The following is a 20,616-nucleotide window of genomic DNA, read 5'->3' on the forward strand; positions in this document are numbered from 1 at the left end:
TGGTACCTTAACAGATCCCGTCTGGCACTCTCTACTTGTTTTATTACAACCGTTGCACTTCTTTAAGCTTTGCTCAGATACACCTTGAATTTGGCATCACCCGCGATCACCTCGGTCTGTTTGAAGTGCGCATCCAGTATAGGCTGGTATCGCAGGAAGGCATTGGCGACTATGGTCAGGGCGCCATTTGCGGTCAGGTACTCAGGTGCCTTTGCCAGGAAGGTTTCGGTGGCGGCGTAGAAGGTCTTGAGCCCGGCATGGAAGGGGGGATTCGAGACAATCTGTTGGAATGTTTCGGCAATGTCGGAATAGACATCGGAGGCATGAACACGTCCGCTCAGACCGTTGACCGCCAGGGTTCGGCGGCTGGACTCCAGTGCCAGGGCATTGATATCCACCATGGTGACGGCCAGGGCCGGGTTGCGCTTGGCCAGCACGGAACCGATGACGCCGGCGCCGCAGCCAAAGTCGAGCAGCTTGCCCGTTACGGGGGGGAGGCTCGCCAGCAGCATCTGGGTGCCGAGATCCAGGCCGTCAGCACTGAAGACCCCGGGAAGGGCCATGACGGTCAGGGTGGTGTCGCCCGCCTGGCACTCATAGCGACTGAACCAGGCGTCCAGCTCGAAGGGGACGACCGGTTTGTCGAGCGTGCCGTGGTAGAGAGAGCAGCGGCGCGCAGAGTCGCGCTTGATCGGTTTCTCGCCATAAGGTGCCAGCAGCTTGTCTGCCCCGTTGATGCCGCCCCGGTTCTCGCCGGCGAGGAACAGGTCGGCCCCGCTTTCGAGCAGCGGCGTCATCATGGCCAGCAGGTATTGCGCCTCGGCCTTGGCCTTGGGCATCAGCAGTAGCAGGGCATCGAATCGGGGGGCGCCACCCAGCTGGTGATCGAACAGGATGGCATCTCCCAGAACGGCCTGCTGGGTGCGGTAATAGCAGTAATCCGTGGTGAAGACGGTCAGGCTTTGTGCCAGCTCGGCCAGTTGACGAGGATAATCATCCTCCAGGGCACCGCACACCAACAGCCGCTTGCCGACAAAGAGGGCTTGGTTACGTTCCAGCATCTGACTGACGGCACTGACAGGACGGCTCATTGGGTCTCTCCACGCATTTTTGGGCGGCCATTATACATGGCCGCTTTCGCCTTGACATTTATGCCGTGTTCCCGAAATATGCCCAGACGCCTATTTACCCAGAGATGATGCAATGCGGTCATGCGTATCGAAACGAAAGCATAAACATAGCCTGACAATCGGGCCTGCTGGCGTGCGCGCGTAACCTCTCATCCCTGAGACGATTCAAGCCCCGGTAGCGACTCCCGTACCGGGGCTTTTTATTGACCAATCCATCTGTTTAGGAGAAGGAAATCCCATGTTTCAAGGTTCGATAGTTGCCCTGATCACCCCATTTCGACAGGGCCAGCTGGACGAGGCCGCACTGGCTCGCCTGGTGGAGTGGCACATAGAGCAGGGAACCCATGGCATCGTGCCGGTCGGCACGACCGGGGAGAGCCCGACCCTGACCCACGATGAGCATTGCCGCGTGGTGGAGCTGGTGGTCAAGCTGGTGGCCGGGCGCATTCCCGTGATCGCAGGTGCAGGCTCCAACAACCCGGTTGAAGCCATTGAATACACCCGCTATGCCGAGCAGATGGGGGCGGATGCCACCCTGCATGTGGCCGGTTACTACAACCGCCCCAATCAGGAAGGGCTCTACCACCACTTCAAGGCGGTGCACGACGCCACCACCAAACCCATCATCGTCTACAACATTCCGCCCCGCGCTATCGTTGACGTGCAGCCGGCGACCCTGGCCCGTCTGGCCGAGTTGCCGCGCATTGCCGGCGTGAAGGATGCCACCGGTGATCTGGCCCGCCCCTGGGTTGAACGCCAGCTCATCAAGAAGCCGTTTGCCTGGCTCTCCGGTGAAGATGCCACCGCCGTGGCCTACAACATCGGTGGTGGCCAGGGTTGCATCTCGGTGACGGCCAACGTGGCCCCCAAGCTGGTGGCCGAGGTGCAGAACCTGGCGCTGGCCGGTGAGTGGCAAGCTGCCCGCGAATTGCAGGACAAGCTCATTCCGCTGCACCAGGCCATGTTCGCCGAGCCGAGCCCCGCAGGGGCCAAGTATGCGGTCTCTCTGCTGGGTCTGTGCAGCGAAGAGTGCCGTCTGCCGGTGATGCCGCTCTCCGAGGCCACCCGCGAGCGCATCCGCAGTGCCATGCAGGCATTGAATCTGTTGTAAAAACTGGGCTCTGGATCTCGCTTTTGATTGCCCGGTCAATTAATGGCCGGGCTTTGCCGATATACTCGCTTGGATACAACCAAGGATGATTTGGCATGGAAGAATGGGATCCGGAGCACTTCACCAGTTTTGAACATCTCTGTGAAGTGACCTTGTCTGCGGTCAGGGAAAAAACAGAGGCTGAACAGATCTATCTGTGGCTGCGTGCTCCGACGCCCCAGCTCTATCACTATCGCCCGGAACAGGGTCTGCTCTGCCTGAGCGCTGACGTCCTCTCTTCCCTCGAGTTGCCCATCCTCTTCATCGAACGTTCCCTTGCGCTCGGCCAGTTGCTGGTGGAGCCCATCGCGCCGACCCGAGCCATCTGGGAGCGGGAGAGCGTCGAACCCGAGATCCCGCGCCTGCGCGCCAGCTTCCCCCTCAAGCGTCACAAGGGGCTGGAGGCTGTGGTCTATCTGGAAACCCGCCGTCGTCTCGATCGCCTGCCAAGACGCCAACAGCAGAGCATCCAGCTGCTCATGCATTATCTCGCCGCCGAGCTCGAGAGTCGGCGACTCGCGGGACAGGTGGATCTGGAGCGGGATCAGCGGCTCCACACCCAGGCAGACCTCGTGCGCAGCCAGGCCCTGCAGGACTCCTTCCTCAGCATGCTGCAGGCGCTGCATCAGGTGGGGGTCAAGCTCTCCCGCTGCGAGAGCGAGGATCGTCTGCTGCACGACGCGGTGGCACTGGCCCGCCAGGAGTTGCAGTTCGATCGCATCGCCATCTTCCTGACTGACAGTGAATTCAAGACCATGCACGGTACCTGGGGTACCAACGAGGCGGGTGAGCTCATCGACGAGCGCCATTTCATCAGCCCCATTCCGGATCACCCCACAGTGCAGGAGGCGCTGCGTCGCAAGGACTATGTCCTGGTGCTGGAGGACACGCCTCTCTATTACGAGAAGCAGGAGGTGGGTCGCGGCTGGAACGCCATGGTGTCGCTCTGGGACGGGAGTACCCCCATCGGCTGGATCGCCGCCGACAACCTGCTCTGGCGGCGCCCCCTCAAGACGTATCAGAGCGAGATCTTCAAGCAGTATGCCGCCGTGCTCTCCCAGTTGCTGATCCGCCAGCGCACCCAGGAGAAGCTTGAGCGCTTCAATCGGGAGCTGGAGCTGAGGGTGCAGGAGCGGACCCGGCAACTGGCCGATACCAACCGGGCGCTGGAGGAGGCCAACCGGCGCCTCTCTCTGCTGTCTCTGGAAGATCCCCTGACTGGCATCGCCAACCGCCGCCAATGGGACATCACCATGGAACGGGAGTGGGAGCGGGCTCGCCGCCATCAGGGCGTGCTGGCGGTGCTGATGATCGATGTGGACGAGTTCAAGTCCTACAACGATCACTTCGGCCACGGCAAGGGGGATCAGTGCCTGCAGCGGGTGGCGGCACTGCTGCAGGACACCGAGCGGCGGCGTACCAACCTGGTGGCCCGCTATGGGGGGGAGGAGTTTGTCATCCTGCTGTGTTCACCGCAGCCGGGAGAGGCGGAGCGGCTGGCGGAGCAGATCCACCACGGCCTTGACGCCTTGCAAATTCCCCATCCGGCCTCCCGGGTGGCGGCGACACTCACCGTCAGCATCGGGTTCAGCTATCTGGTCCCGTCATCGGACAAGGAGTGGCAAACCCTGACCGAGCAGGCGGATCAGGCACTCTATCACGCCAAATCCCAAGGGCGGGCCTGTACCCTGGCCTATCGCTGACACCTGCGTGGGGGCTGCCTGCCCGGCATCAGATCCATGCTGATCTGTATACGTGTGTGCTTTCAGATCCACGCAGCTCTGTATAAATGAGGTGGCAAGCGTTTCTCGCCATCTGGCGCATGGCGATGCGCCCGCGCTCTGGCTAGAATGGGGGCCCATTTTTCACAGACAGATCCTGCACCATGACCCTATCCGGATTTCAAGGCCTGGTTTTCGACCTCGACGGCACTCTGGTGGACTCCATGCCCTTGCACCTGGCCGCCTGGGAGCACACCGCCAGCGAGTTTGGCTTTCGGTTCGACGCCGACTGGTTTTATGAGCTGGGAGGCATGCCCAGCCGCAAGATAGCCCTGCTGGTGGCCGAAGTGCAGCAGATCGCGCTGGATCCCCTGGTGGTGACACGCTGCAAGACCGAACACTATGTCGCCAACCTGCACAAGGCCACCCCCTTCCCGGCCATGCTGGATCTGGTGGAACGCTATCACGGCCGGATCCCCATGGGCATCGGGACAGGCTCCCCCCGTATCAATGCCGAAGCGGTGCTGCGCAACACAGGGCTGGATCGGTACTTCCCCGTGGTGGTCACCGCCGACGACGTGGAGCTGCACAAACCCCATCCAGACACCTTCCTGCTGGTGGCGCGACGCCTGGGGGTCGAGCCCGATCAATGTCTGGTGTTCGAGGACACGGGCATAGGCGCACAGGCCGGTGAAGCGGCCGGTATGCAGGTCTGCATGGTCAGAGAGGGAAAACCGGTCGGGTTGACCTACTGAGTAACGAAGACGAGCGGGTCAACAACCGGCTCGGGAGAGAAGCCCCACTCTCATACGGGACAGGCGAAACATGAGAGTGGGGAGCAGATGTCACTGGCTGACGCAGCGACACCGTCAGGATGGGCAGTGGCGAGATTTACTGCTCGCTGCCACCACCCTGGTTGTCGTCATAACGGCTGGGGGCGCCATGGGGGCGCGGCGCCATGGAAACCCGTGGCTTGCGGGCCCGCTGGATACTGACGGCAGGACGGCCGGAGTGCATGGCAATGGTGGAAATCTTGGCCTTGTAGACCAGTTGCTGATTGCCATGGGCATCGGTCAACAGCACGCTGTACTGGTCAAAACCGCTGATGGTCCCCTCCAGCTTGATGCCGCTCACCAGGAAGATGGCGACTTGGCTACGGTTTTTGCGCAACCAGTTGAGGGCAGAATCTTGCCCGTTCCCGAGGGAGAAGGCCTGCTCGATAGTGGAGTAGCTTGGGGATTCAGTTGTCATAAATTATTGTCCCGCGGAAAAAAAGTGGCGTTTGATTGTGCTAAATGGGCACTGCCTTGTCAAAGTCATTCTCACACCCGGGCAGGATGGACAACGACAGGGCTGGTCGGCAGGGGCCGCTGCTGCAATAATTGGCGGCTCTGGCCCCGTGGCGGGCCTCATGCTGGGGTCTTATCTTGCATCCGGTTTCACACCAACATCCACCCACCTATACCCATGACGCGACCGCCTGCGAAGAGTGTGATCTGCTGGTGCCGGCCACCGAGCTGGCCGTGGGGGAGACGAGCAGTTGTCCGCGCTGCGGCCATACCCTGACTCGTCATCTGCCTGAGCAGGAGCGCAGGCCTATCGCCTATGGCTTTGCGGCCATCATCATGTTCGTGCTCTCCAACGCCTTTACCTTCATGTCGTTCTCGGCCAAGGGGGTGGGGCAGGAGATGACCTTCCTGCAGTGCATCACCACCCTGGTGGATCAAGGCTACCTGTTCCTCGGGGCCGTGCTGAGCATTACCCTGATCGGGTTGCCGCTGGTCTATATCGGCTCCATCATGCTGGTGCTGTGGCGCCTGGACAAGGATCTGCACAGCAAGGCCCTGCGCTCCCTTGGCCGCCTGCTGTGCCGGATCAAGCCCTGGCTGATGGTGGACGTCTTCCTCATCGGCGTGCTCATCTCTCTGGTGAAGCTGATGGGGATGGCCGACATCAAGATGGGGCTGTCGTTCTGGGCCTTCGTTGGCTACACCCTGCTGCTCATCAAGATGATCTCCTCCCTGGATCGGATGTGGCTGTGGCAGCGGCTGTTCGGCCCGACGGCGGCGAGGGAGCTGGATCCCGAAGAGAGCGCCCTGGCGTGCGGTCTGGTGGGCTGCCACATCTGCGGCGCCCTGAACGAGCAGGATGCCCATAGTTGCGTTCGCTGCGGGGATCACCTGCACAGCCGCAAGCCGGGTGGTCTGAACCGCACCTGGGCCCTGCTGATCACCTCGGTGATCCTCTATGTCCCAGCCAACCTGTATCCCATCATGGACACCGTGTTCCTGGGGGATGACAGCCCCTCGACCATCATGGGCGGGGTGGTGCTGCTGTGGGCAATGGGCTCCTACCCCATTGCCGCCGTCATCTTCTTCGCAAGCGTGGTGGTGCCGCTGGTGAAGATCCTGGCGCTGCTGTGGCTCTGCTACGTGGTGCAGCGCGGCCAGGGGGCATCTCCCCTCGGCAAGCTCAAACTCTATCGCATGACCGAATTTGTGGGGCGCTGGTCGATGATCGACGTCTTTGTGGTGGCCATCCTGGCCGGTCTCATCCGGCTCGACAATCTGATGACCATCTACCCTGGCCCTGCGGCCGTCGCCTTTGCCGGGGTCGTACTGGTCACCATGGTGGCTGCCATGAGTTTCGATTCCCGCCTGATCTGGGATTTACAACAAGGAGAACGCGAACGTGAGTGAGCGTAAGACAAGGTGGAAACCGGGCTCTGATTTCATGAGTTCGGCTGCCGCTATCTGGATGGTGCCCTTGCTGGCGCTCTTCATCGGCGCCTGGATGCTGTTCCAGCACTGGTATTCACAAGGGCCGAGCTTCACCCTGACGGTGGCGACCGCCGAGGGCATAGTGGCGGGCAAGACGGTGATCCGTTCTCGTGAAGTGGAGGTGGGCCGTATCGAGACGGTGGAGCTCAGCGAGGACTACAGCCATGCCGTGCTCAAGGCTCGCCTGACCAATGCCGCCGCCGGCATGCTCAAGAAAGACAGCCAGTTCTGGGTGGTCAAGCCCAGGGTCGGGCGTGAGGGCGTTTCCGGTCTTGGCACCTTGCTCTCCGGTGCCTATATCGAGCTTTCTCCCGGCAAGAAGGGCAGGGCGCGAAGCGAATACGCCATGTTGGACAGGCCACCCCTGGCATCCCTGGATGCTAGGGGATTGCGGCTCTCCCTGTCCAGCCGGGATGCCAACGCGCTGGGTGCGGGCTCCCCCATCAGCTATCAGGGATTCACCATCGGCCAGGTCGAAGAGGCCAAGTTCCTGCCCGAGAAGAGCGAGATGCAGTACCAGCTCTTCATCAACGCGCCTTATGACGTCCTGGTGAGCAGCAACTCCCGGTTCTGGCTGACGCCCGGCTTCGAGGTCTCCATGAGCAGCGAGGGGATGAAGGTGAAGATGGACTCGCTGGAGAGCCTGATCAACGGCGGCATCACCATGGGGCTGCCTCCCGGCTGGTTGCCGGGGGAGCCGGTGAAACAGAACGACGAGTTCGTGCTGTTCAAGGACGAGGAGAGCGTGCTGGCCGGTAGCCTGGATCAGTTCATCGACTATGTCTTCCTGTTCGACAATGACGTGGGCGGGCTGCATCCCGGCGCGGCGGTACAGTATCGCGGCATCCGGGTCGGTACCGTCATCTCGGCTCCCTATCTCATCGACGACAAGGGCGTCCAGCTGTTCAAGAGCCGGCAGATCCCGGTGCTGGCGCGCATCGAGGTGCAGCGTCTCTCCCACCGTTATGCCAATGCGGAGAAGGAGCAGTGGCGGGCCCTGTTCAACAAGCAGTTCAAGGAAGGGCTGAGGGCCAGCCTCAAGACCGCCAGCCTGCTGACGGGGGGCAAGGTGATCGATCTGAACTTCTATCCGGATGCGCCTGTCTATCAGCCGCTCAAGATGGCGGGCTATCAGGTCTTCCCGACTGCCCAGGCCGGGCTGGATCAGATCGAACGCAAGGTGAACCTCATCCTCGACAAGTTCGTCGACATGGACATGGCCACCACCCTTACTCAGGTCAACAGCACCCTGATGACACTGGACAAGACGCTCAAGCATGTCAGTGCCGTGAGTGCGAATCTGGAGCAGTTTACCGGTCAGCAGTCGACCCAGCAGTTGCCGGCCTCCCTCAACCAGAGCCTCAAGCAGTTGCAGGAGACGTTGCAGACCTATGATGCCGGTTCCCAGACCAATCAGGAGCTGCGCCAGTCGGTGCAATCCCTCAACCAGCTGATGAGCGAGTTGCAACCTCTGGTCCATTCACTGAACGAGCAGCCGAGTTCGCTGATCTTTGACCGCGCTCGTCCGCGGGATCCCGAGCCCAAGCGAGGAAAATGATGAAAAAACGGATGATGACGTTGGCCTTGCTGGGCCTGCTGGCGGGATGTGGCAGTGCGCCGACCACGCTGCATTACTATTCGCTGGATGCCGACACGGCGCCGTCGAGTGTCACCACGGCGCAGCCGCAGCACCAGTTGGTGCTGCGGCCCGTCGCCCTGTCCGGTCAGCTTGACCGGATGAGCCTGGTCTATCAGCTGGAGGGAAAGGAGCTGCACTTTGCCGAGTACCATCGCTGGGCAGGTTCCCTCGATGCCCAGTTGAACCAGTTGACCCTCAATGGCCTCTCCAGCCGCTTGCCTGGCTGGGTGGTGCGTCAGGACGGGGCCCGCAAGGGGCCTGTGCTGAGCATCTCGGTCGAGCGTTTCCAGGGGCGGCACGACGGCCGCGCCCTGCTCAGCGGTCGCTGGCGCCTGCTGACGGAGGAGGGGGTCGTGTTGAGAGATGTTCCCTTCCAGCAGGAGCGGGTGCTGCCTGCCGATGGGTATGGCGCCCTGGTGAACGAGCTGGGGCAGGGCTGGCAACTGTTGCTCGATCAGATTGCGGCGGATGTGCGCACGCGCATCTGAGGAAGCATAAAAAAAGACGGGAGGCCATGGCCTCCCGTTTTGTTTGGGGTCGTCGTTATTGCTGTACTTCCGAGACGCCCTGTACCTTGACCTCTACCCGGCGATCCGGGGCCAGGCAGACGATCAGCTCACGCTTGGATTTGCTGGTGCAGCTGTCGCCGGTGACGGGAGACTGCTTGCCACGCCCTTCCACATTGACCTTGTCGGCCGGCAGGCCCTTGCCAATCAGGTAATCGGCCACGGTCCGGGCACGCTGCTCGGACAACTTCTGGTTGTAGGCCTCGGAGCCGATGCGGTCGGTATAGCCGATGACGGTGGCCGAACCGTCTTTGGGCCTTTCCTCTTCAATCTGGCTGTAGAGGGTATCCAGGGCCTGCCCGGCCTGGGGCTTGAGGGTGGCCTTGTTGAAGTCAAACAGCACGTCCGAGCTCAGGGTGAACTGCTTGTCGACCATCACGGGCTCGGGCGCGGGGGCGGGAGCTGCGACCGGCAGAGCCGGTGCAACCTGACCGAAGCGGTAGACGGCGGCCAGGGAGAGCAGGCCGTTGTCCATGCGCAGGCCGGTATCGTCACGGCTGCCATACGGGGTGCTGTACTGGTATTCGAGGCGGGCTGCCCAATCCAGGCTCAGGGCATACTCCGCACCGAGCGCGCCGACGAAGGTGAAGCGGCTGTCGTTTTCCAGCTGATCGCTGTCGGTCCAGCCATAGCCGCCCCCGACACGGCCGTAAAGGTCCAGATTGTCCGCAACCGGGAAGCCCAGTTTCAGCGTGAGCTGGGCCAGCTGGGCTTGCACGGAGTCATTGAAGGCCGCGCCATTGCGGGTGCCGCTGTACTTGAGCTTGCCAAGGTAGTCATAACCGAGTTCGACACCCAGATTCTGGTTGATCTGGTAACCGGCGAAGGCACCGGCGCCGACTTCATCGTCGTCTTTGTCGGTGATGGCGATGGAATTGCTTTCATCGACACCGTAGAAGTTGGACCAACCCAGTTTGGCACCGCCATACCAGGTGTTGTCTTGTCCGGCTGCCTGGGCGTTGGCCGCAAGCAAGCCTGAAACCAGCAAGGTAATCAGTGTTTTGTTCATAGATGCCTCTGCAATCTTGTGTGTGGGGAGCGCGAATTCATGTCGCCTCGCCTCGTGGGTTGGGCCTGTGTTCGACCACAACACGTTTAAACGTAGCTCGCTTTTCTCGATCTACAAGCAACTGATATAAAACATATTGTGATATCCATCTGCATCATAGTGGAGACAGAAGACCGCCGGGGAACCGTGACTCGAATCTGTGATGGGTGTCATATGGATTGCTTATCCTTGTCGGCAAGAGGGCCGGCGAGGCGCCGGCCCTGGCAGGATGGCCTCCGTTATCGAGGGAGGAATTCGTACTCCTGTTCGATGAAGGCGGCAGCCCGCTCGCTCAGGGCAGCGTGTACCACTGTGGTGGGGTGGACCTGGTCCCAGAACATCTTGCCTTCACAGTTCAGCTCGCCCGCACTGCGGCGCGCCATGGGAGTTGCGACGGCCTGAGACAGCAGGGGGTTGCCGGCGATGGCAAGGCGCTCCTCGGGATTGAAGGGGGCCAGTCGACTGTCGGTGGCGGCGCTGCGGGAGGCAAACGGCTTCCACACATAGCCGCCGCCATAGCAGGCGTGTTCGGTGTCGCTCAGGCCGAAGTTCTGCGGCTCGCGCAGCATCTCGGCGAACTGCTTGTCGATCTCGAACAATTTCACCATGCCGGTGGGGGCCAGCTGGCGTGCCAGGTTCAGCAGCAGCTGGTTGTGGTAGGCGGAGACATGGCTGGCCGCCTCGACCACTTTCTGGCTGCGGGCCGAGGGGTTCTGGCCCAGATCCGGCAGGTTGAACAGCAGAATCTGCTTGGCGCCGTTCAATACCATGCGGTTGGCCGCATCGCTGATGGCATCGCGCACCCGCTTGGCATCCTGCTCGGTGTTCCAACCATAGGCCAGGTAATCGTTGGCACCGACCCAGAGGATCACCAGATCGTCGGGCTTGAAGCCATCCTTTTGCAGGAACTGGGTCACCTCGTAGTCCAGGTTGTTGATGACCTGATACTTGGGGTTCCAGGAGATCTTGTTGTAGGCCACGGCAGTGGCGCCCCCTTCCGCCTCGTTGGCGATGGCGAGGCCCGGGAAGTGCTGGGTGAGCTGCTCCAGCCAGACCGGGCCGTTGGAGAAGCGGCCCTGATGGTAAGGCGGGCTGGAGGGGAGGTAACCGCGCATCTTGTCGTACATCTTGCCGGTATCGGAGAGGCTGTCGCCGAACATCACGATGCGGGAGAAGGGGGGACGCGTCTCGGCGGCATGGGCCGTGAGGGCGAAGAGACCCAATAAACACAAAAGCCATTTGTTCATGTAGCTGTTCTCATGGATGGGGCAGGGCGGGCCTGCGGGCTGTTCCTCGATGGCGGCGGGCTGGGAACCCGCATGGCCAGGTGAAAAGGTATCCACTCGAATACATTTTTGCAGCATGCCGTGGCCATTTAATCGCTTGCGATCACATCACTCCTCCCTGAATGGGGAGGCTTCACGTTTGTTTCACGCGCCCCCGGGCAAGATGCCCTCATACCGCAAAGACAGGAGCATGAAATGAACAACGCAAAAGCAATCGCCCTGGTGGCCCTGATGTCCGTCTCTTCCTTCGCCATGGCGGCCTACACCGGCCCCAAGGAGCAGAACAAGGTATCGGTCGCCCAGTTGAAAGACGTGGCCGATGATCAGTGGGTGACCCTGGAAGGCAAACTGGTCAAACACCTGGGTGGCGAAAACTACCTGTTCCGTGACGACAGCGGCGAGGTGGAAGTGGAGGTGGACGGTGACGTGTGGCGCGGTACCGAGGTAGGCCCTGACGATCTGATCCGCGTGCGCGGCGAGGTGGACCACAGCTGGAACAAGACCGAAGTCGAGGTGGAACACCTGGAGAAGGTGGGGGCTGCGCCCCTGAGCAAGGGTGGCTTCATCGCCAAGTAAGCTTTCTGGCCACAGTAAATGAGAAGGGCGCTCCAGGAGCGCCCTTCTTGCATGCCATCAGCCAGCCCGGCTTGCGACGGTTCGCTTGAACCCCTTCTCGGCCTGATTGACCTTGTAGAGATAGCGGCGAGCCTCTGCCTTGGGATGTTGTTCGGTCAGTACCTGATAGACGGCCTCGGGGGAGAGGCGGTTGATCATGCCGGGGGCCGCCTTGCGATCGTTGGAGAAGGTGTTGAGCACCCCTCCCGCACCACCGTTGTAGGCGGAGATCACCGCATAGCGGCGGGACTGGGGATCCTGGATATCCGCCAGATAGACGGTCTGCAGCAGGTGCAGGTAGGCGGTCCCCACATCGATGTTGTAGGCCGGATTGAACAGATCTTCCCTGGTCGGCTGGCCATCCTTGCCCTTGACCCTCACATAGACATCCCGCCCAGCGGTAGCCGGGATCACCTGCATCAGGCCATAGGCGTTGGCGTGGCTGACCGCATAGGGGTTGAAGCTGCTCTCGGTCTTGATCACCGCGTAGATGAGACTCTCGGCGACCCCGTACTTGCGGGAGGCATCGCGGATGATGCTGGCGTATTTGTAGCCGCGCCTGTCTTCGTGGTTGGCCACCATGGGAATGTCGATGAAGAAGATGTTGCGGATCCCGAGGGTGCGCTTCTTCATCGCGTTGGCGATCAGATAGTCGGCATAACGCTCTGCACGCCAGCTGGAGCGGATCGCTTGTCCCTGGTTGTCCAGCACCTGGCCATAGAGGAAGGGCTCGCCACCTGGCATGATCTCACGGTCGGAATAGAGGTCGACCTCTGCCGGATCGTCCGGGGTCAGCAGGGTTTCGATGATGGCGCGGCGCAGGTGGGCGCGGGGATCCAGACCCGAGACGGTCTCCACCATGATGTGACCGCTGGAGAAATCGATGTGGGCGCGGCTCTTGTACTGATCCGTGTATTTGACGTAGTCAAACTTGCCCGCGAACAGCGCCTCGCGCCCCCATATCTCGTTCACGTTATGGGAGAGCGCACTGATCATGTGTTCAAAACCGCGCACGTCTTTGCCGTTGACCAGATCATCATCGCCACTCCCGCTGGTCTGGGGGGTGGATGAACAGGCAGAGAGAAACAGCAGGGCGCACAGCAGCCCAAAAAAACGACCCATAAGATCCTCAAACCGGGCGGTGGGGCCGCCCGTCACTGACTGGCCTGAGCCAGGATTGGTGTCACCCTGCGGCATATTGACGACTCAGGGGGACGCTGGCCCTTTGACTCGATTCCCGCTCACTGGCTGGGAGGGGTGTAACCGTCGATCTGGACTTCACCCGCGTCGAACAGATAGCTGACCATCTCTTTTTCCAGCAACTGGCGGTGCTCGAGATTCATCATGTTCAGCTTCTTCTCGTTGATCAGCATGACCTGCTTCTTCTGCCACTCGGTCCAGGCTTCCTTGCTGATGTTGTCGAAGATCCGCTTGCCGAGTTCACCGGGGTAGAGTTGGAAATCGAGACCCGGCGCTTCTTTCTTCAGGCGCAGGCAAAATACGGTACGGCTCATGTTGACCTCTGTGGTTGCAAGTCTGGTTGTAAGTCCGGGTAGGCGAGCAGACGGGCCGTGGCCGCCGCCAATCCCACCTCGGCAGGATGGCGTAAGTTATACCAGAGTCGGGTATCCGCTTCCATGAGCAGGGGGGCGGGCGGAACAGCCATTTCGATCAGCAAAGGGCGAATGTCGAGGTGGAAGTGACTGAAAGTGTGACGAAATCCAGCGAGCTCCTGATAGGCGGCATCCTCCAGCCCCAACTCCCGCAGTCGCCCGGTCACCTCTGTGAGGGATTCCACCTGCGGGAAGCAGTAGAGCCCGCCCCAGATCCCTTGCGGCGGACGCTTCTCCAGCAGCAGCTGATCGCCGTGGCGGATGATCAGCATAATGCCGTTGCGTGCCGGAATGCTCTTCTTCGGCTTGCTGTGAGGGTAGGCGGTGGGGTTGCCCTGCGACAGCCCCTGGCAATCGGCCTGCACCGGGCAGCGCTCGCAGGCGGGCTTGCTGCGGGTGCAGACGGTGGCCCCCATGTCCATCATGGCCTGGTTGTACTGGGCCACCCCGACGCGCGGGGTGAGGCGGGTCGCCAGCTCCCAGAGATCGTGCTCGACCTGCTTCTGGCCCGGCCAGCCCGCCAGCGCCAGCCAGCGGGTGAGTACCCGCTTCACGTTGCCATCCAGGATGGCGTGGGGCTGGCCCAGAGAGAGGGAGAGCACGGCCCCGGCGGTGGAGCGACCGATGCCGGGCAGGGCCATCACCTCTTCCAGTTGTTCCGGAAAGAGGCCGCCGTGCAGATCGCGGATCTGCTGGGCAGCCTTGTGCAGGTTGCGGGCGCGCGCGTAGTAGCCAAGCCCGGTCCAGTGATGCAGCACCTCGTCGATGGGGGCGTTGGCCAGGGTCAGCACGTCGGGGAAGCGGGCCATGAACCGCTCGTAATAGGGGATGACAGTGGCAACCTGGGTCTGTTGCAGCATGATCTCGGAGACCCAGACCCGGTAGGGGGTCTTGTCCTGCTGCCAGGGCAGGGTCTTGCGGCCGTGGATCTGGTACCAGTCCAGAATGCGGGTGGCGAAGGTGGTGTTGTCTGAGTGGCTCACAGTGTGCTCATGTTCTGATGATAAGTCCGCCCGCCATCAGGAGGGCGATCCCCGACCCGGCGCATGGCAAAGGTCGAGTGTAGGTTATTGATTAAAAAGGGGAGCTCTCGGGCTCCCTCAGAATGGGCGCTGACCCTCCCGGGGGAGGGCCACTGGATGCCGGCAGATCAGCCGCGCCAGTCTTGCAGCGCCTTGAGGCTGGCATACTGGCCGCCGACCTGCAGGACGATGTAGTCCTGGGCGATGGCTGCCAGGATGACACCGGGGGCGATCTCATTGCCCTCGCGCCACTCCCGTCCATTGAGCACCACGGCCCGCTTGGCCGGGTCGGAGGAGTAGTTGTGGGCACCATAGGTCAGGGACGGCACCTGCTGTTTCAAGGCCGGAGCCAGGGCGCCGAGGGGGATGGCACTGGTCTGGACCTGAGCCTGTGGCGCACTCTCTTCCACCAGCGGCGTGTTGTTGAGGGCGGCCATCAGCCGTTCTGCCAGACTCTGTCCCCCCTGGTTTGCGGTAGTCGCAGCCGGGGTTGCGGCAGGTCTTGGAGCGACCACTGGCTCCGGCAGGGGGGGCGGCAGCGGCCGGGTGATCATGGGCCTGGGTTCGACCCGCACGAAGGGAGGAGTCACCACTTCCTTCACTTCGACCTGCTGTTCCACGGGTTTGAGGTGATAGAGGTGCCAGCCATAGTTGGCGGCGGCGCCCATCACCAGGGCCAGGGGCACCAGGGCCCACCAGATCCAGCGGCGGTTGGGCTCCTCTTCCTGGCTCACGGGCAGACCCATGAGCGGCATATGGGGGGTGAACTGGGGCTGGTCGGCCCGGCGCAGGGCCTTGAGCAGGGTGGACATCAGGAGGCCTCCTCGACCATGGGATCCGTCTCATCATCCGCCACGCTGTCGAGATCGACCGGCGTGCTGGCTCGCAGGGATTCATCCTCCAGCCTGGGCATGGGTTCGCCGGAGGCCACATTCAGCCGCAGCAGGGTGTTGCTGCCGGCGATGCCGTCCGGGGTCAGTCCCTGCTCGCGCTGGAACTGTTGCAGCTTGTTCTTGAGGGTGACATCAAAGCGGCTCACCTTGCGATCGGGTTGCTGCATGGCGCGGCTAAGGGCGTTGTCCAGCCACTGCACCTGGGCAGCCCCGGCATTGCTCGCTATCAGGGGCACGTTGCCCCTGGGCATGCGCCAGAGCAGGGTGTAGCTGCCGCCCCAGGCGTCGGAGAGCCACTGCCTGTCCACCTGCCAGCTCTGGTTGCCGATGAGCAGGGAAGCCTTGTCCGCCCCCAGGCTGACCAGGGTGGCGTAATAGAGGCCGCCGGTCTCGTCGGTGAGACTGATGAGGGCCGGGTATTGCAGCGCCTGCAATTGCGCCAGGGAGGCTTCTCCCTCCTGGCAGCGCAGGCCCGCACGGGGGGCATTGTCGCAGGTTGCCTCCTCCAGCTCGGCCTGGTAGCCCCATACCTTGTAGAGATTCTGCATGGCGACGTCCGGCTCCAGCGCCTGATTGATGGCGCGGGTCAGCTGGGCCTGCTGCTCCGGCGTGTCATCCACCTTGACCGGTACCTCGACCTTGACCAGGGGGCGGGCTGGGAAGAATCCGAAGAATTGCCAGCCCCACCAGCCGGTGGCGACCAGCAGGGCGCCCACCAGGGCGACCGTGAGGCCGGATTGCCAGCTTCCCTCGTCGCGAATGCCGCTCACCTCATACGCGGACTGGCTGATGTCCCCGTGCACTATCTTGTGGCTGCCACGGGCGAAGGCGGCGATGAGGGCGCGGTCGCAGATGAGGTTGATGAGACGGGGAATGCCTCCGGAGAGGCGATGCAGGGTCTGGATGGCCCTGGGGGTGAAGATGGGCTGGACGCAGCCTGCCACCTGCAACCGGAAGCGGACATAGGCATCCACATCCTGGCGCGACAGCGGCAGCAGGTGATAGCGGGCGGTGATCCGTTGGGCCAGCTGGCGCAGCAGGGGCTGGCGCAGCATCTGTTGCAGCTCGGGCTGGCCGATGAGCACCACCTGCAGCAGTTTCTTCTCGTCTGTCTCCAGATTGGTGAGCAGTCGCAACTGCTCCAGCACGCCGGGCAGCAGGTGCTGGGCTTCATCCACCAGCACCACGCTGCGCTTGCCTGCCGCCAGATTCGCCAGCAGATGATCCCGGATAAGGTCGAACAATTGCTTGAGGCTGGCCTCTTCGCCGTAGGGCAACTGGAATTCGTCGCAGATGGCGGCCAGCAGATCCCGCTCGGTCAGAGAGGGATTGAGGATGTAGGCGATCTCGGTGTCGGCGGGCAATTGCTGCAGCAGGCAGCGGGAGACGGTGGTCTTTCCCGTACCCACTTCCCCGGTCAGCAGCACGAAGCCGCCACCGTCCTGCAACCCGTAGTTGAGGTGGGCGAGGGCCTCCCCGTGACGCTCGCTCATATAGAGGTATTTGGGGTTGGGCGAGATGGAGAACGGGGGCTCCGACAGACCGAAGAACTGTGTGTACATAAGGATCCATTCCATTGTTATGGGCGGCAGGTTAAAGCCTCCCAAAAGGGATGTCAAAGACCCGGATACCATAAGGGGAGCTGGCTCGAACCACGGGCTGAGTCGCCCGGGACGATGGCGGGAAGCAGCCGCCCGGCCGAGTGATGGAGAGCCCGGTGCGACGGGTGCACATCGTCTCTCTTGGCCAAAAGCGGTATCATCGGGGCAAGTTTATCGAGGGAGAGTGCGCGTGCAGATTTATCTGGTCGGAGGGGCGGTACGGGATCGCCTGTTGGGATTGCCCCAGGGTGACAGGGATCACCTGGTGGTCGGCGCCACGGTGGAGCAGATGCTGGGTCTCGGATTCACCCAGGTGGGCCGAGACTTTCCGGTCTTTCTTCACCCCAAAACCCAGCAGGAGTACGCCCTGGCGCGCACCGAGCGCAAGCAGGGGCAGGGTTACACCGGCTTCGTCTGCCATGCCGCCCCCGAGGTGACGCTGGAGCAGGATCTGCTGCGCCGGGATCTCACCATCAACGCCATCGCCGAAGATGAGGATGGGCAACTGCACGATCCCTACGGCGGCGTGCAGGATCTAGAGGCGCGGTTGCTGCGCCATGTCTCGCCGGCCTTTGCCGAGGATCCTCTGCGCATCCTGCGGGTGGCGCGCTTCGCCGCCCGTTTCCATGCCCAGGGGTTCGTGGTGGCCCCCGAGACGCTGGGGTTGATGCGCGAGATGACGGAGGCTGGAGAGCTGGCCCATCTGACCCCGGAGCGGGTCTGGAAGGAGCTGGAAAAAGTGCTGCTGGGGTCGACACCCCAGATCTTCTTCGAGGTGCTGCGCGAATGCGGCGCACTCAAGGCGCTCTTCCCCGAGCTCGATGCCCTGTTCGGTGTGCCGGCCCCTGCCAGATGGCACCCGGAGATCGACACCGGCATCCATACCATGATGGTGCTGGCGCAGGCATGTCGTCTCTCCCCCGAATTGACCGTGCGCTTCGCGTCCCTCTGCCACGACTTTGGCAAAGGGCTCACTCCGCCCGCCTTCTGGCCGAGCCATCACGGCCATGGTCAGAAGGGGTTGCCGCTCATTCGGGATTTTTGCGAGCGCTTCCGGGTGCCGAACGAGTGTCGCGATCTGGCGCTGCTGGTGAGCGACCTGCACACCCATATCCACATTGCCTTCGAGCTCAAGCCCGCGACCCTGCTCAAGGTATTCGACAAGGCCGATGCCTGGCGCAGACCGGAGCGCTTTGCCCAGCTGCTCGATGCCTGTCGCGCCGACTTCCACGGTCGTACCGGCTTCGAAGAGAAGGTCTACAGTCAGCCGGACTATGTCGCCGAGGCCCTGGAGGCGGCGCAGGCTGTGCCGGTCAAGGAGATAGTGGCGGCCGGCTTCAAAGGGGAGGCAATCCGCGAGCAGCTTGCCAAGCGGCGGCTTGATGCCATCAGCCGGGTGCGCGACGAGTGGACCTTCATCGAGGAGTAAGCGCCGCAGCCGATCGACGCTCAATCGACGGCGTAATATGGGCGAAGCATAAAAAAGCCCGGGTCAATGACCCGGGCTTTTTGTCGTGCGGCGTGGGCTGCTCAGGAGAAGCAGGCCTGCAGCACGTAGAAGATGGCGATGGCCAGGATGGCGCCCGCGGGCAGGGTGATGACCCAGGAGACCACGATGTTGCGCAGCACGCCCAGGTTCAGGGCCGCGATGCCCCGTGCCAGACCGACACCCATGACGGCACCCACCAGGGTCTGGGTGGTGGAGATGGGCAGACCGGTGCCGGAGGCGATCACCACGGTGGCGGCGGTGGCCAGCTGGGCGGCGAAGCCACGGCTCGGGGTCAGGTGGGTGATGCCGGTGCCGACGGTCGCCATCACCTTCTCGCCCATGGTGGCCAGACCGATGACGATGCCGATGCCGCCAAGGGGCAGGATCCACCAGGCGATGTGGGAGCTGCCGCCGATCTCGCCGCCGGCCGCCACGATGGAGGCGACTGCAGAGAGCGGGCCGATGGCGTTGGCCACGTCGTTGGAGCCATGGGCGAAGGCCATGGCGCAGGCGGTGATGATCATCAGGATGCCGAACACCTTCTCCACGTTGGCGAAGTGCATCTTGCTGTCATCTTTCGGGTTGTACTGCTGGCCGCGGATATAGATCCAGCCGGCAAACGCCACCGCGATGGAGATGGCGACGGAGAGCAGCGCGCCTTCGCCATTGCTCAGGTGCAGACCGACGTGGGTCAGCCCCTTCTTGATTGTGACCAGGCAGATGACCAGGGACGTCAGGAACATGTAGAAGGGGACATAGCGCTTGGCGTTGTCCAGGGGGTTGTCCGTGTTGAAGATGAGCTTCTGCACGCTGATGAACATGAAGTAGGCGATGATGCCCGAGATGGCCGGCGTGACTACCCAGGAGCCGACGATGCCGCCAAACTTGTTCCACTGTACCGCTTCCGGACCGATGCTCACCACGGCGAAGCCCACGATGGCGCCGATGATGGAGTGGGTGGTGGAGACGGGCCAGCCGAAATAGGAGGCCAGGATCAGCCACAGACCCGCAGCCAGCAGGGAGGCGATCATGCCGAGCACCAGCAGATCCGGCGTGTCGGCAAAGGCGTTGCTGTCGATGATGCCGCTGCGGATGGTGGCCGTCACTTCGCCACCGGCCAGATAGGCACCGGCAAATTCAAAGATCATGGCGATGATGATCGCCTGACGGATGGTCAGGGACTTGGTGCCGACCGATGTGCCCATGGCGTTGGCGACGTCGTTCGCACCAATGCCCCAGGCCATCAAAAAGCCGAACAAGGCCGCCACGAGCACCAGGGTGGTGCCGTAATTTGCGATAATGTCCATTAGTAGTGTTTACCCAGTCAGTCGATTACGAACGAGCCAGCATCAATTCCAGACGGGCGCCAACGCGCTCTGCCTGATCAGCCAGGTCACCTACCCATTCGAGGATCTTGTAGAGGAACATAACGTCGATCGGATTGTATTTGTGCTCAACGGCTTGCAGCTGTTGGCGCAGTCCGATCTGCATGGTGTCAGTATCGTCCTCGATGAGATCCAGCTGGTGGATCATCTCGGCAACCATTTCAACTTCACGTCCTTTAAAGCCGGTTTCGAGCAGCTCATCGAGTTCTCCGATGGCTTTTTCGGCTTGGGCGGTCGCATCGATACAGCGTTTGAGATAGGCCATGAAATCGGCGCGCATCTCGGTGGGGAATTCCATCTTGCGGCCAAGCATGCGGCCGGAAATATCCTTGGCACGGTTGGCAATCTTGTCCTGCTGGGTCAAGAGCTCCAACAGATCGGTACGAGCGACCGGCAGGAACAGGCCGCGGGGGAGTTTCAAGCGGATTTCGCGCTTGAGGATGTCCGCTTCTTTTTCCAGCTGGGCGATCTGTTGCCGGATCTTCTCGGCATCTTCCCAGCGGTCTTCGGCAACGGCATCAAAGAAGGGAATGAGCTGTTCGCAGCACACGTGAACCTTGACGATATGCTTCTGCAGCGGCTTGATGGGGGACTTGGCAAAAAGACCCAAAATAGTATTTACTGGCATGGCCAAACCTGTGTCGGTGAAAAAACACTCGATACGATTTTATGAGGGGC

19 protein-coding genes are annotated in these 20,616 nt (G+C 62.0%); 8 read left to right on the forward strand and 11 right to left on the reverse strand.

Features of this window, described 5'->3' with window-relative positions; translation table 11 throughout:
* Positions 1-62: 62 nt before the first annotated feature.
* Positions 63-1,091, reverse strand: coding sequence for a 16S rRNA (guanine(1207)-N(2))-methyltransferase RsmC (rsmC, locus tag AB5Y64_RS19655; protein ID WP_010675754.1), 1,029 nt, complete (start codon positions 1,089-1,091; stop codon positions 63-65).
* Between the two features lie 277 nt (positions 1,092-1,368).
* On the opposite strand from rsmC, the gene dapA reads away from it, so the two are divergent.
* From dapA to AB5Y64_RS19670, 3 genes are all read left to right on the forward strand, one after another.
* The gene (gene dapA, locus AB5Y64_RS19660; RefSeq protein WP_039040606.1) at positions 1,369-2,241 is read left to right on the forward strand and encodes a 4-hydroxy-tetrahydrodipicolinate synthase; all 873 of its coding nucleotides are present in this window, start codon (positions 1,369-1,371) and stop codon (positions 2,239-2,241) included.
* A gap of 95 nt (positions 2,242-2,336) precedes the next feature.
* Positions 2,337-3,983 carry a diguanylate cyclase gene (locus tag AB5Y64_RS19665; protein ID WP_039040605.1) on the forward strand — a complete coding sequence of 549 codons (1,647 nt, stop codon included), beginning with the start codon at positions 2,337-2,339 and terminating at the stop codon, positions 3,981-3,983.
* A 182-nt stretch (positions 3,984-4,165) separates the two neighbouring features.
* Positions 4,166-4,756 (forward strand): HAD family phosphatase, encoded by a 591-nt coding sequence (locus AB5Y64_RS19670; protein WP_039040604.1) that lies wholly within the window; start codon positions 4,166-4,168, stop codon positions 4,754-4,756.
* A gap of 136 nt (positions 4,757-4,892) precedes the next feature.
* Here AB5Y64_RS19670 and hfq read toward each other — a convergent pair whose 3' ends face one another.
* The gene (gene hfq / locus AB5Y64_RS19675; RefSeq protein ID WP_039040603.1) at positions 4,893-5,252 is read right to left on the reverse strand and encodes an RNA chaperone Hfq; all 360 of its coding nucleotides are present in this window, start codon (positions 5,250-5,252) and stop codon (positions 4,893-4,895) included.
* A 176-nt stretch (positions 5,253-5,428) separates the two neighbouring features.
* Between hfq and AB5Y64_RS19680 the strand changes: the two genes are divergently transcribed.
* The 3 genes from AB5Y64_RS19680 to AB5Y64_RS19690 are packed head-to-tail and all read left to right on the forward strand — an operon-like array spanning position 5,429 to position 8,908.
* Positions 5,429-6,700 carry a paraquat-inducible protein A gene (locus tag AB5Y64_RS19680; protein WP_039040602.1) on the forward strand — a complete coding sequence of 424 codons (1,272 nt, stop codon included), beginning with the start codon at positions 5,429-5,431 and terminating at the stop codon, positions 6,698-6,700.
* Positions 6,693-8,339: an intermembrane transport protein PqiB gene (gene pqiB / locus AB5Y64_RS19685; RefSeq protein ID WP_039040601.1), complete on the forward strand. Its 1,647-nt coding sequence runs from the start codon at positions 6,693-6,695 to the stop codon at positions 8,337-8,339. Before AB5Y64_RS19680 ends, pqiB begins: the two co-directional genes overlap by 8 nt.
* On the forward strand, positions 8,339-8,908 hold the full coding sequence (locus AB5Y64_RS19690) for a membrane integrity-associated transporter subunit PqiC (protein WP_039040600.1): 570 nt from the start codon (positions 8,339-8,341) through the stop codon (positions 8,906-8,908). The genes pqiB and AB5Y64_RS19690 overlap by 1 nt, the downstream gene beginning before the upstream one ends.
* A gap of 55 nt (positions 8,909-8,963) precedes the next feature.
* On the opposite strand, the gene ompA is transcribed toward AB5Y64_RS19690, so the two are convergent.
* Together ompA and AB5Y64_RS19700 are read right to left on the reverse strand one after the other, a co-directional pair.
* Positions 8,964-9,995: a porin OmpA gene (ompA, locus tag AB5Y64_RS19695; protein ID WP_039040599.1), complete on the reverse strand. Its 1,032-nt coding sequence runs from the start codon at positions 9,993-9,995 to the stop codon at positions 8,964-8,966.
* A 278-nt stretch (positions 9,996-10,273) separates the two neighbouring features.
* The gene (locus AB5Y64_RS19700; RefSeq protein ID WP_039040616.1) at positions 10,274-11,281 is read right to left on the reverse strand and encodes an SGNH/GDSL hydrolase family protein; all 1,008 of its coding nucleotides are present in this window, start codon (positions 11,279-11,281) and stop codon (positions 10,274-10,276) included.
* Between the two features lie 234 nt (positions 11,282-11,515).
* Here AB5Y64_RS19700 and AB5Y64_RS19705 point away from each other — a divergent pair, with 234 nt between their 5' ends.
* Positions 11,516-11,896: a YgiW/YdeI family stress tolerance OB fold protein gene (locus AB5Y64_RS19705; protein ID WP_039040598.1), complete on the forward strand. Its 381-nt coding sequence runs from the start codon at positions 11,516-11,518 to the stop codon at positions 11,894-11,896.
* A gap of 57 nt (positions 11,897-11,953) precedes the next feature.
* Here the strand turns inward: AB5Y64_RS19705 and mltC are convergent, their stop codons facing one another.
* The 5 genes from mltC to AB5Y64_RS19730 form a co-directional block, all read right to left on the reverse strand.
* A complete protein-coding gene (mltC, locus tag AB5Y64_RS19710; protein WP_010675743.1) occupies positions 11,954-13,057 on the reverse strand; it encodes a membrane-bound lytic murein transglycosylase MltC in 1,104 nt (367 codons plus the stop codon).
* Between the two features lie 119 nt (positions 13,058-13,176).
* On the reverse strand, positions 13,177-13,449 hold the full coding sequence (locus AB5Y64_RS19715) for an oxidative damage protection protein (protein ID WP_010675742.1): 273 nt from the start codon (positions 13,447-13,449) through the stop codon (positions 13,177-13,179).
* Entirely contained in the window at positions 13,446-14,531 is a 1,086-nt protein-coding gene (gene mutY / locus AB5Y64_RS19720; RefSeq protein WP_039040597.1) for an A/G-specific adenine glycosylase, read from the reverse strand. The genes AB5Y64_RS19715 and mutY overlap by 4 nt, the downstream gene beginning before the upstream one ends.
* Positions 14,532-14,698: 167 nt before the next feature.
* The gene (gene exeB, locus AB5Y64_RS19725; RefSeq protein WP_010675740.1) at positions 14,699-15,382 is read right to left on the reverse strand and encodes a GspB family T2SS assembly factor variant ExeB; all 684 of its coding nucleotides are present in this window, start codon (positions 15,380-15,382) and stop codon (positions 14,699-14,701) included.
* On the reverse strand, positions 15,382-17,025 hold the full coding sequence (locus AB5Y64_RS19730) for an ExeA family protein (protein WP_368204358.1): 1,644 nt from the start codon (positions 17,023-17,025) through the stop codon (positions 15,382-15,384). The genes exeB and AB5Y64_RS19730 overlap by 1 nt, the downstream gene beginning before the upstream one ends.
* Positions 17,026-17,254: 229 nt before the next feature.
* Here AB5Y64_RS19730 and AB5Y64_RS19735 point away from each other — a divergent pair, with 229 nt between their 5' ends.
* Complete coding sequence (locus AB5Y64_RS19735; protein ID WP_010675738.1) at positions 17,255-18,493, forward strand: multifunctional CCA addition/repair protein; 1,239 nt, start codon at positions 17,255-17,257, stop codon at positions 18,491-18,493.
* A gap of 101 nt (positions 18,494-18,594) precedes the next feature.
* Here AB5Y64_RS19735 and AB5Y64_RS19740 read toward each other — a convergent pair whose 3' ends face one another.
* Together AB5Y64_RS19740 and AB5Y64_RS19745 are read right to left on the reverse strand one after the other, a co-directional pair.
* Positions 18,595-19,860 (reverse strand): inorganic phosphate transporter, encoded by a 1,266-nt coding sequence (locus AB5Y64_RS19740; protein ID WP_039040595.1) that lies wholly within the window; start codon positions 19,858-19,860, stop codon positions 18,595-18,597.
* 25 nt (positions 19,861-19,885) lie between these two features.
* Positions 19,886-20,566 (reverse strand): TIGR00153 family protein, encoded by a 681-nt coding sequence (locus tag AB5Y64_RS19745; RefSeq protein ID WP_010675736.1) that lies wholly within the window; start codon positions 20,564-20,566, stop codon positions 19,886-19,888.
* Between the last annotated feature and the right edge of the window lie 50 nt (positions 20,567-20,616).

Origin of the sequence: Aeromonas sp. R5-1 (assembly GCF_040908265.1) — a bacterium.
Classification (GTDB): domain Bacteria; phylum Pseudomonadota; class Gammaproteobacteria; order Enterobacterales; family Aeromonadaceae; genus Aeromonas; species Aeromonas caviae.

What these genes read in the sequence shown, in the direction of transcription:
- rsmC (WP_010675754.1), bottom strand. Translation starts at nt 1,091, where the DNA reads ATGAGCCGTCCTGTCAGTGCCGTCAGTCAGATGCTGGAACGTAACCAA.
- dapA (WP_039040606.1), top strand. Translation starts at nt 1,369, where the DNA reads ATGTTTCAAGGTTCGATAGTTGCCCTGATCACCCCATTTCGACAGGGC.
- AB5Y64_RS19665 (WP_039040605.1), top strand. Translation starts at nt 2,337, where the DNA reads ATGGAAGAATGGGATCCGGAGCACTTCACCAGTTTTGAACATCTCTGT.
- AB5Y64_RS19670 (WP_039040604.1), top strand. Translation starts at nt 4,166, where the DNA reads ATGACCCTATCCGGATTTCAAGGCCTGGTTTTCGACCTCGACGGCACT.
- hfq (WP_039040603.1), bottom strand. Translation starts at nt 5,252, where the DNA reads ATGACAACTGAATCCCCAAGCTACTCCACTATCGAGCAGGCCTTCTCC.
- AB5Y64_RS19690 (WP_039040600.1), top strand. Translation starts at nt 8,339, where the DNA reads ATGAAAAAACGGATGATGACGTTGGCCTTGCTGGGCCTGCTGGCGGGA.
- ompA (WP_039040599.1), bottom strand. Translation starts at nt 9,995, where the DNA reads ATGAACAAAACACTGATTACCTTGCTGGTTTCAGGCTTGCTTGCGGCC.
- AB5Y64_RS19700 (WP_039040616.1), bottom strand. Translation starts at nt 11,281, where the DNA reads ATGAACAAATGGCTTTTGTGTTTATTGGGTCTCTTCGCCCTCACGGCC.
- AB5Y64_RS19705 (WP_039040598.1), top strand. Translation starts at nt 11,516, where the DNA reads ATGAACAACGCAAAAGCAATCGCCCTGGTGGCCCTGATGTCCGTCTCT.
- mltC (WP_010675743.1), bottom strand. Translation starts at nt 13,057, where the DNA reads ATGGGTCGTTTTTTTGGGCTGCTGTGCGCCCTGCTGTTTCTCTCTGCC.
- AB5Y64_RS19715 (WP_010675742.1), bottom strand. Translation starts at nt 13,449, where the DNA reads ATGAGCCGTACCGTATTTTGCCTGCGCCTGAAGAAAGAAGCGCCGGGT.
- exeB (WP_010675740.1), bottom strand. Translation starts at nt 15,382, where the DNA reads ATGTCCACCCTGCTCAAGGCCCTGCGCCGGGCCGACCAGCCCCAGTTC.
- AB5Y64_RS19730 (WP_368204358.1), bottom strand. Translation starts at nt 17,025, where the DNA reads ATGTACACACAGTTCTTCGGTCTGTCGGAGCCCCCGTTCTCCATCTCG.
- AB5Y64_RS19740 (WP_039040595.1), bottom strand. Translation starts at nt 19,860, where the DNA reads ATGGACATTATCGCAAATTACGGCACCACCCTGGTGCTCGTGGCGGCC.
- AB5Y64_RS19745 (WP_010675736.1), bottom strand. Translation starts at nt 20,566, where the DNA reads ATGCCAGTAAATACTATTTTGGGTCTTTTTGCCAAGTCCCCCATCAAG.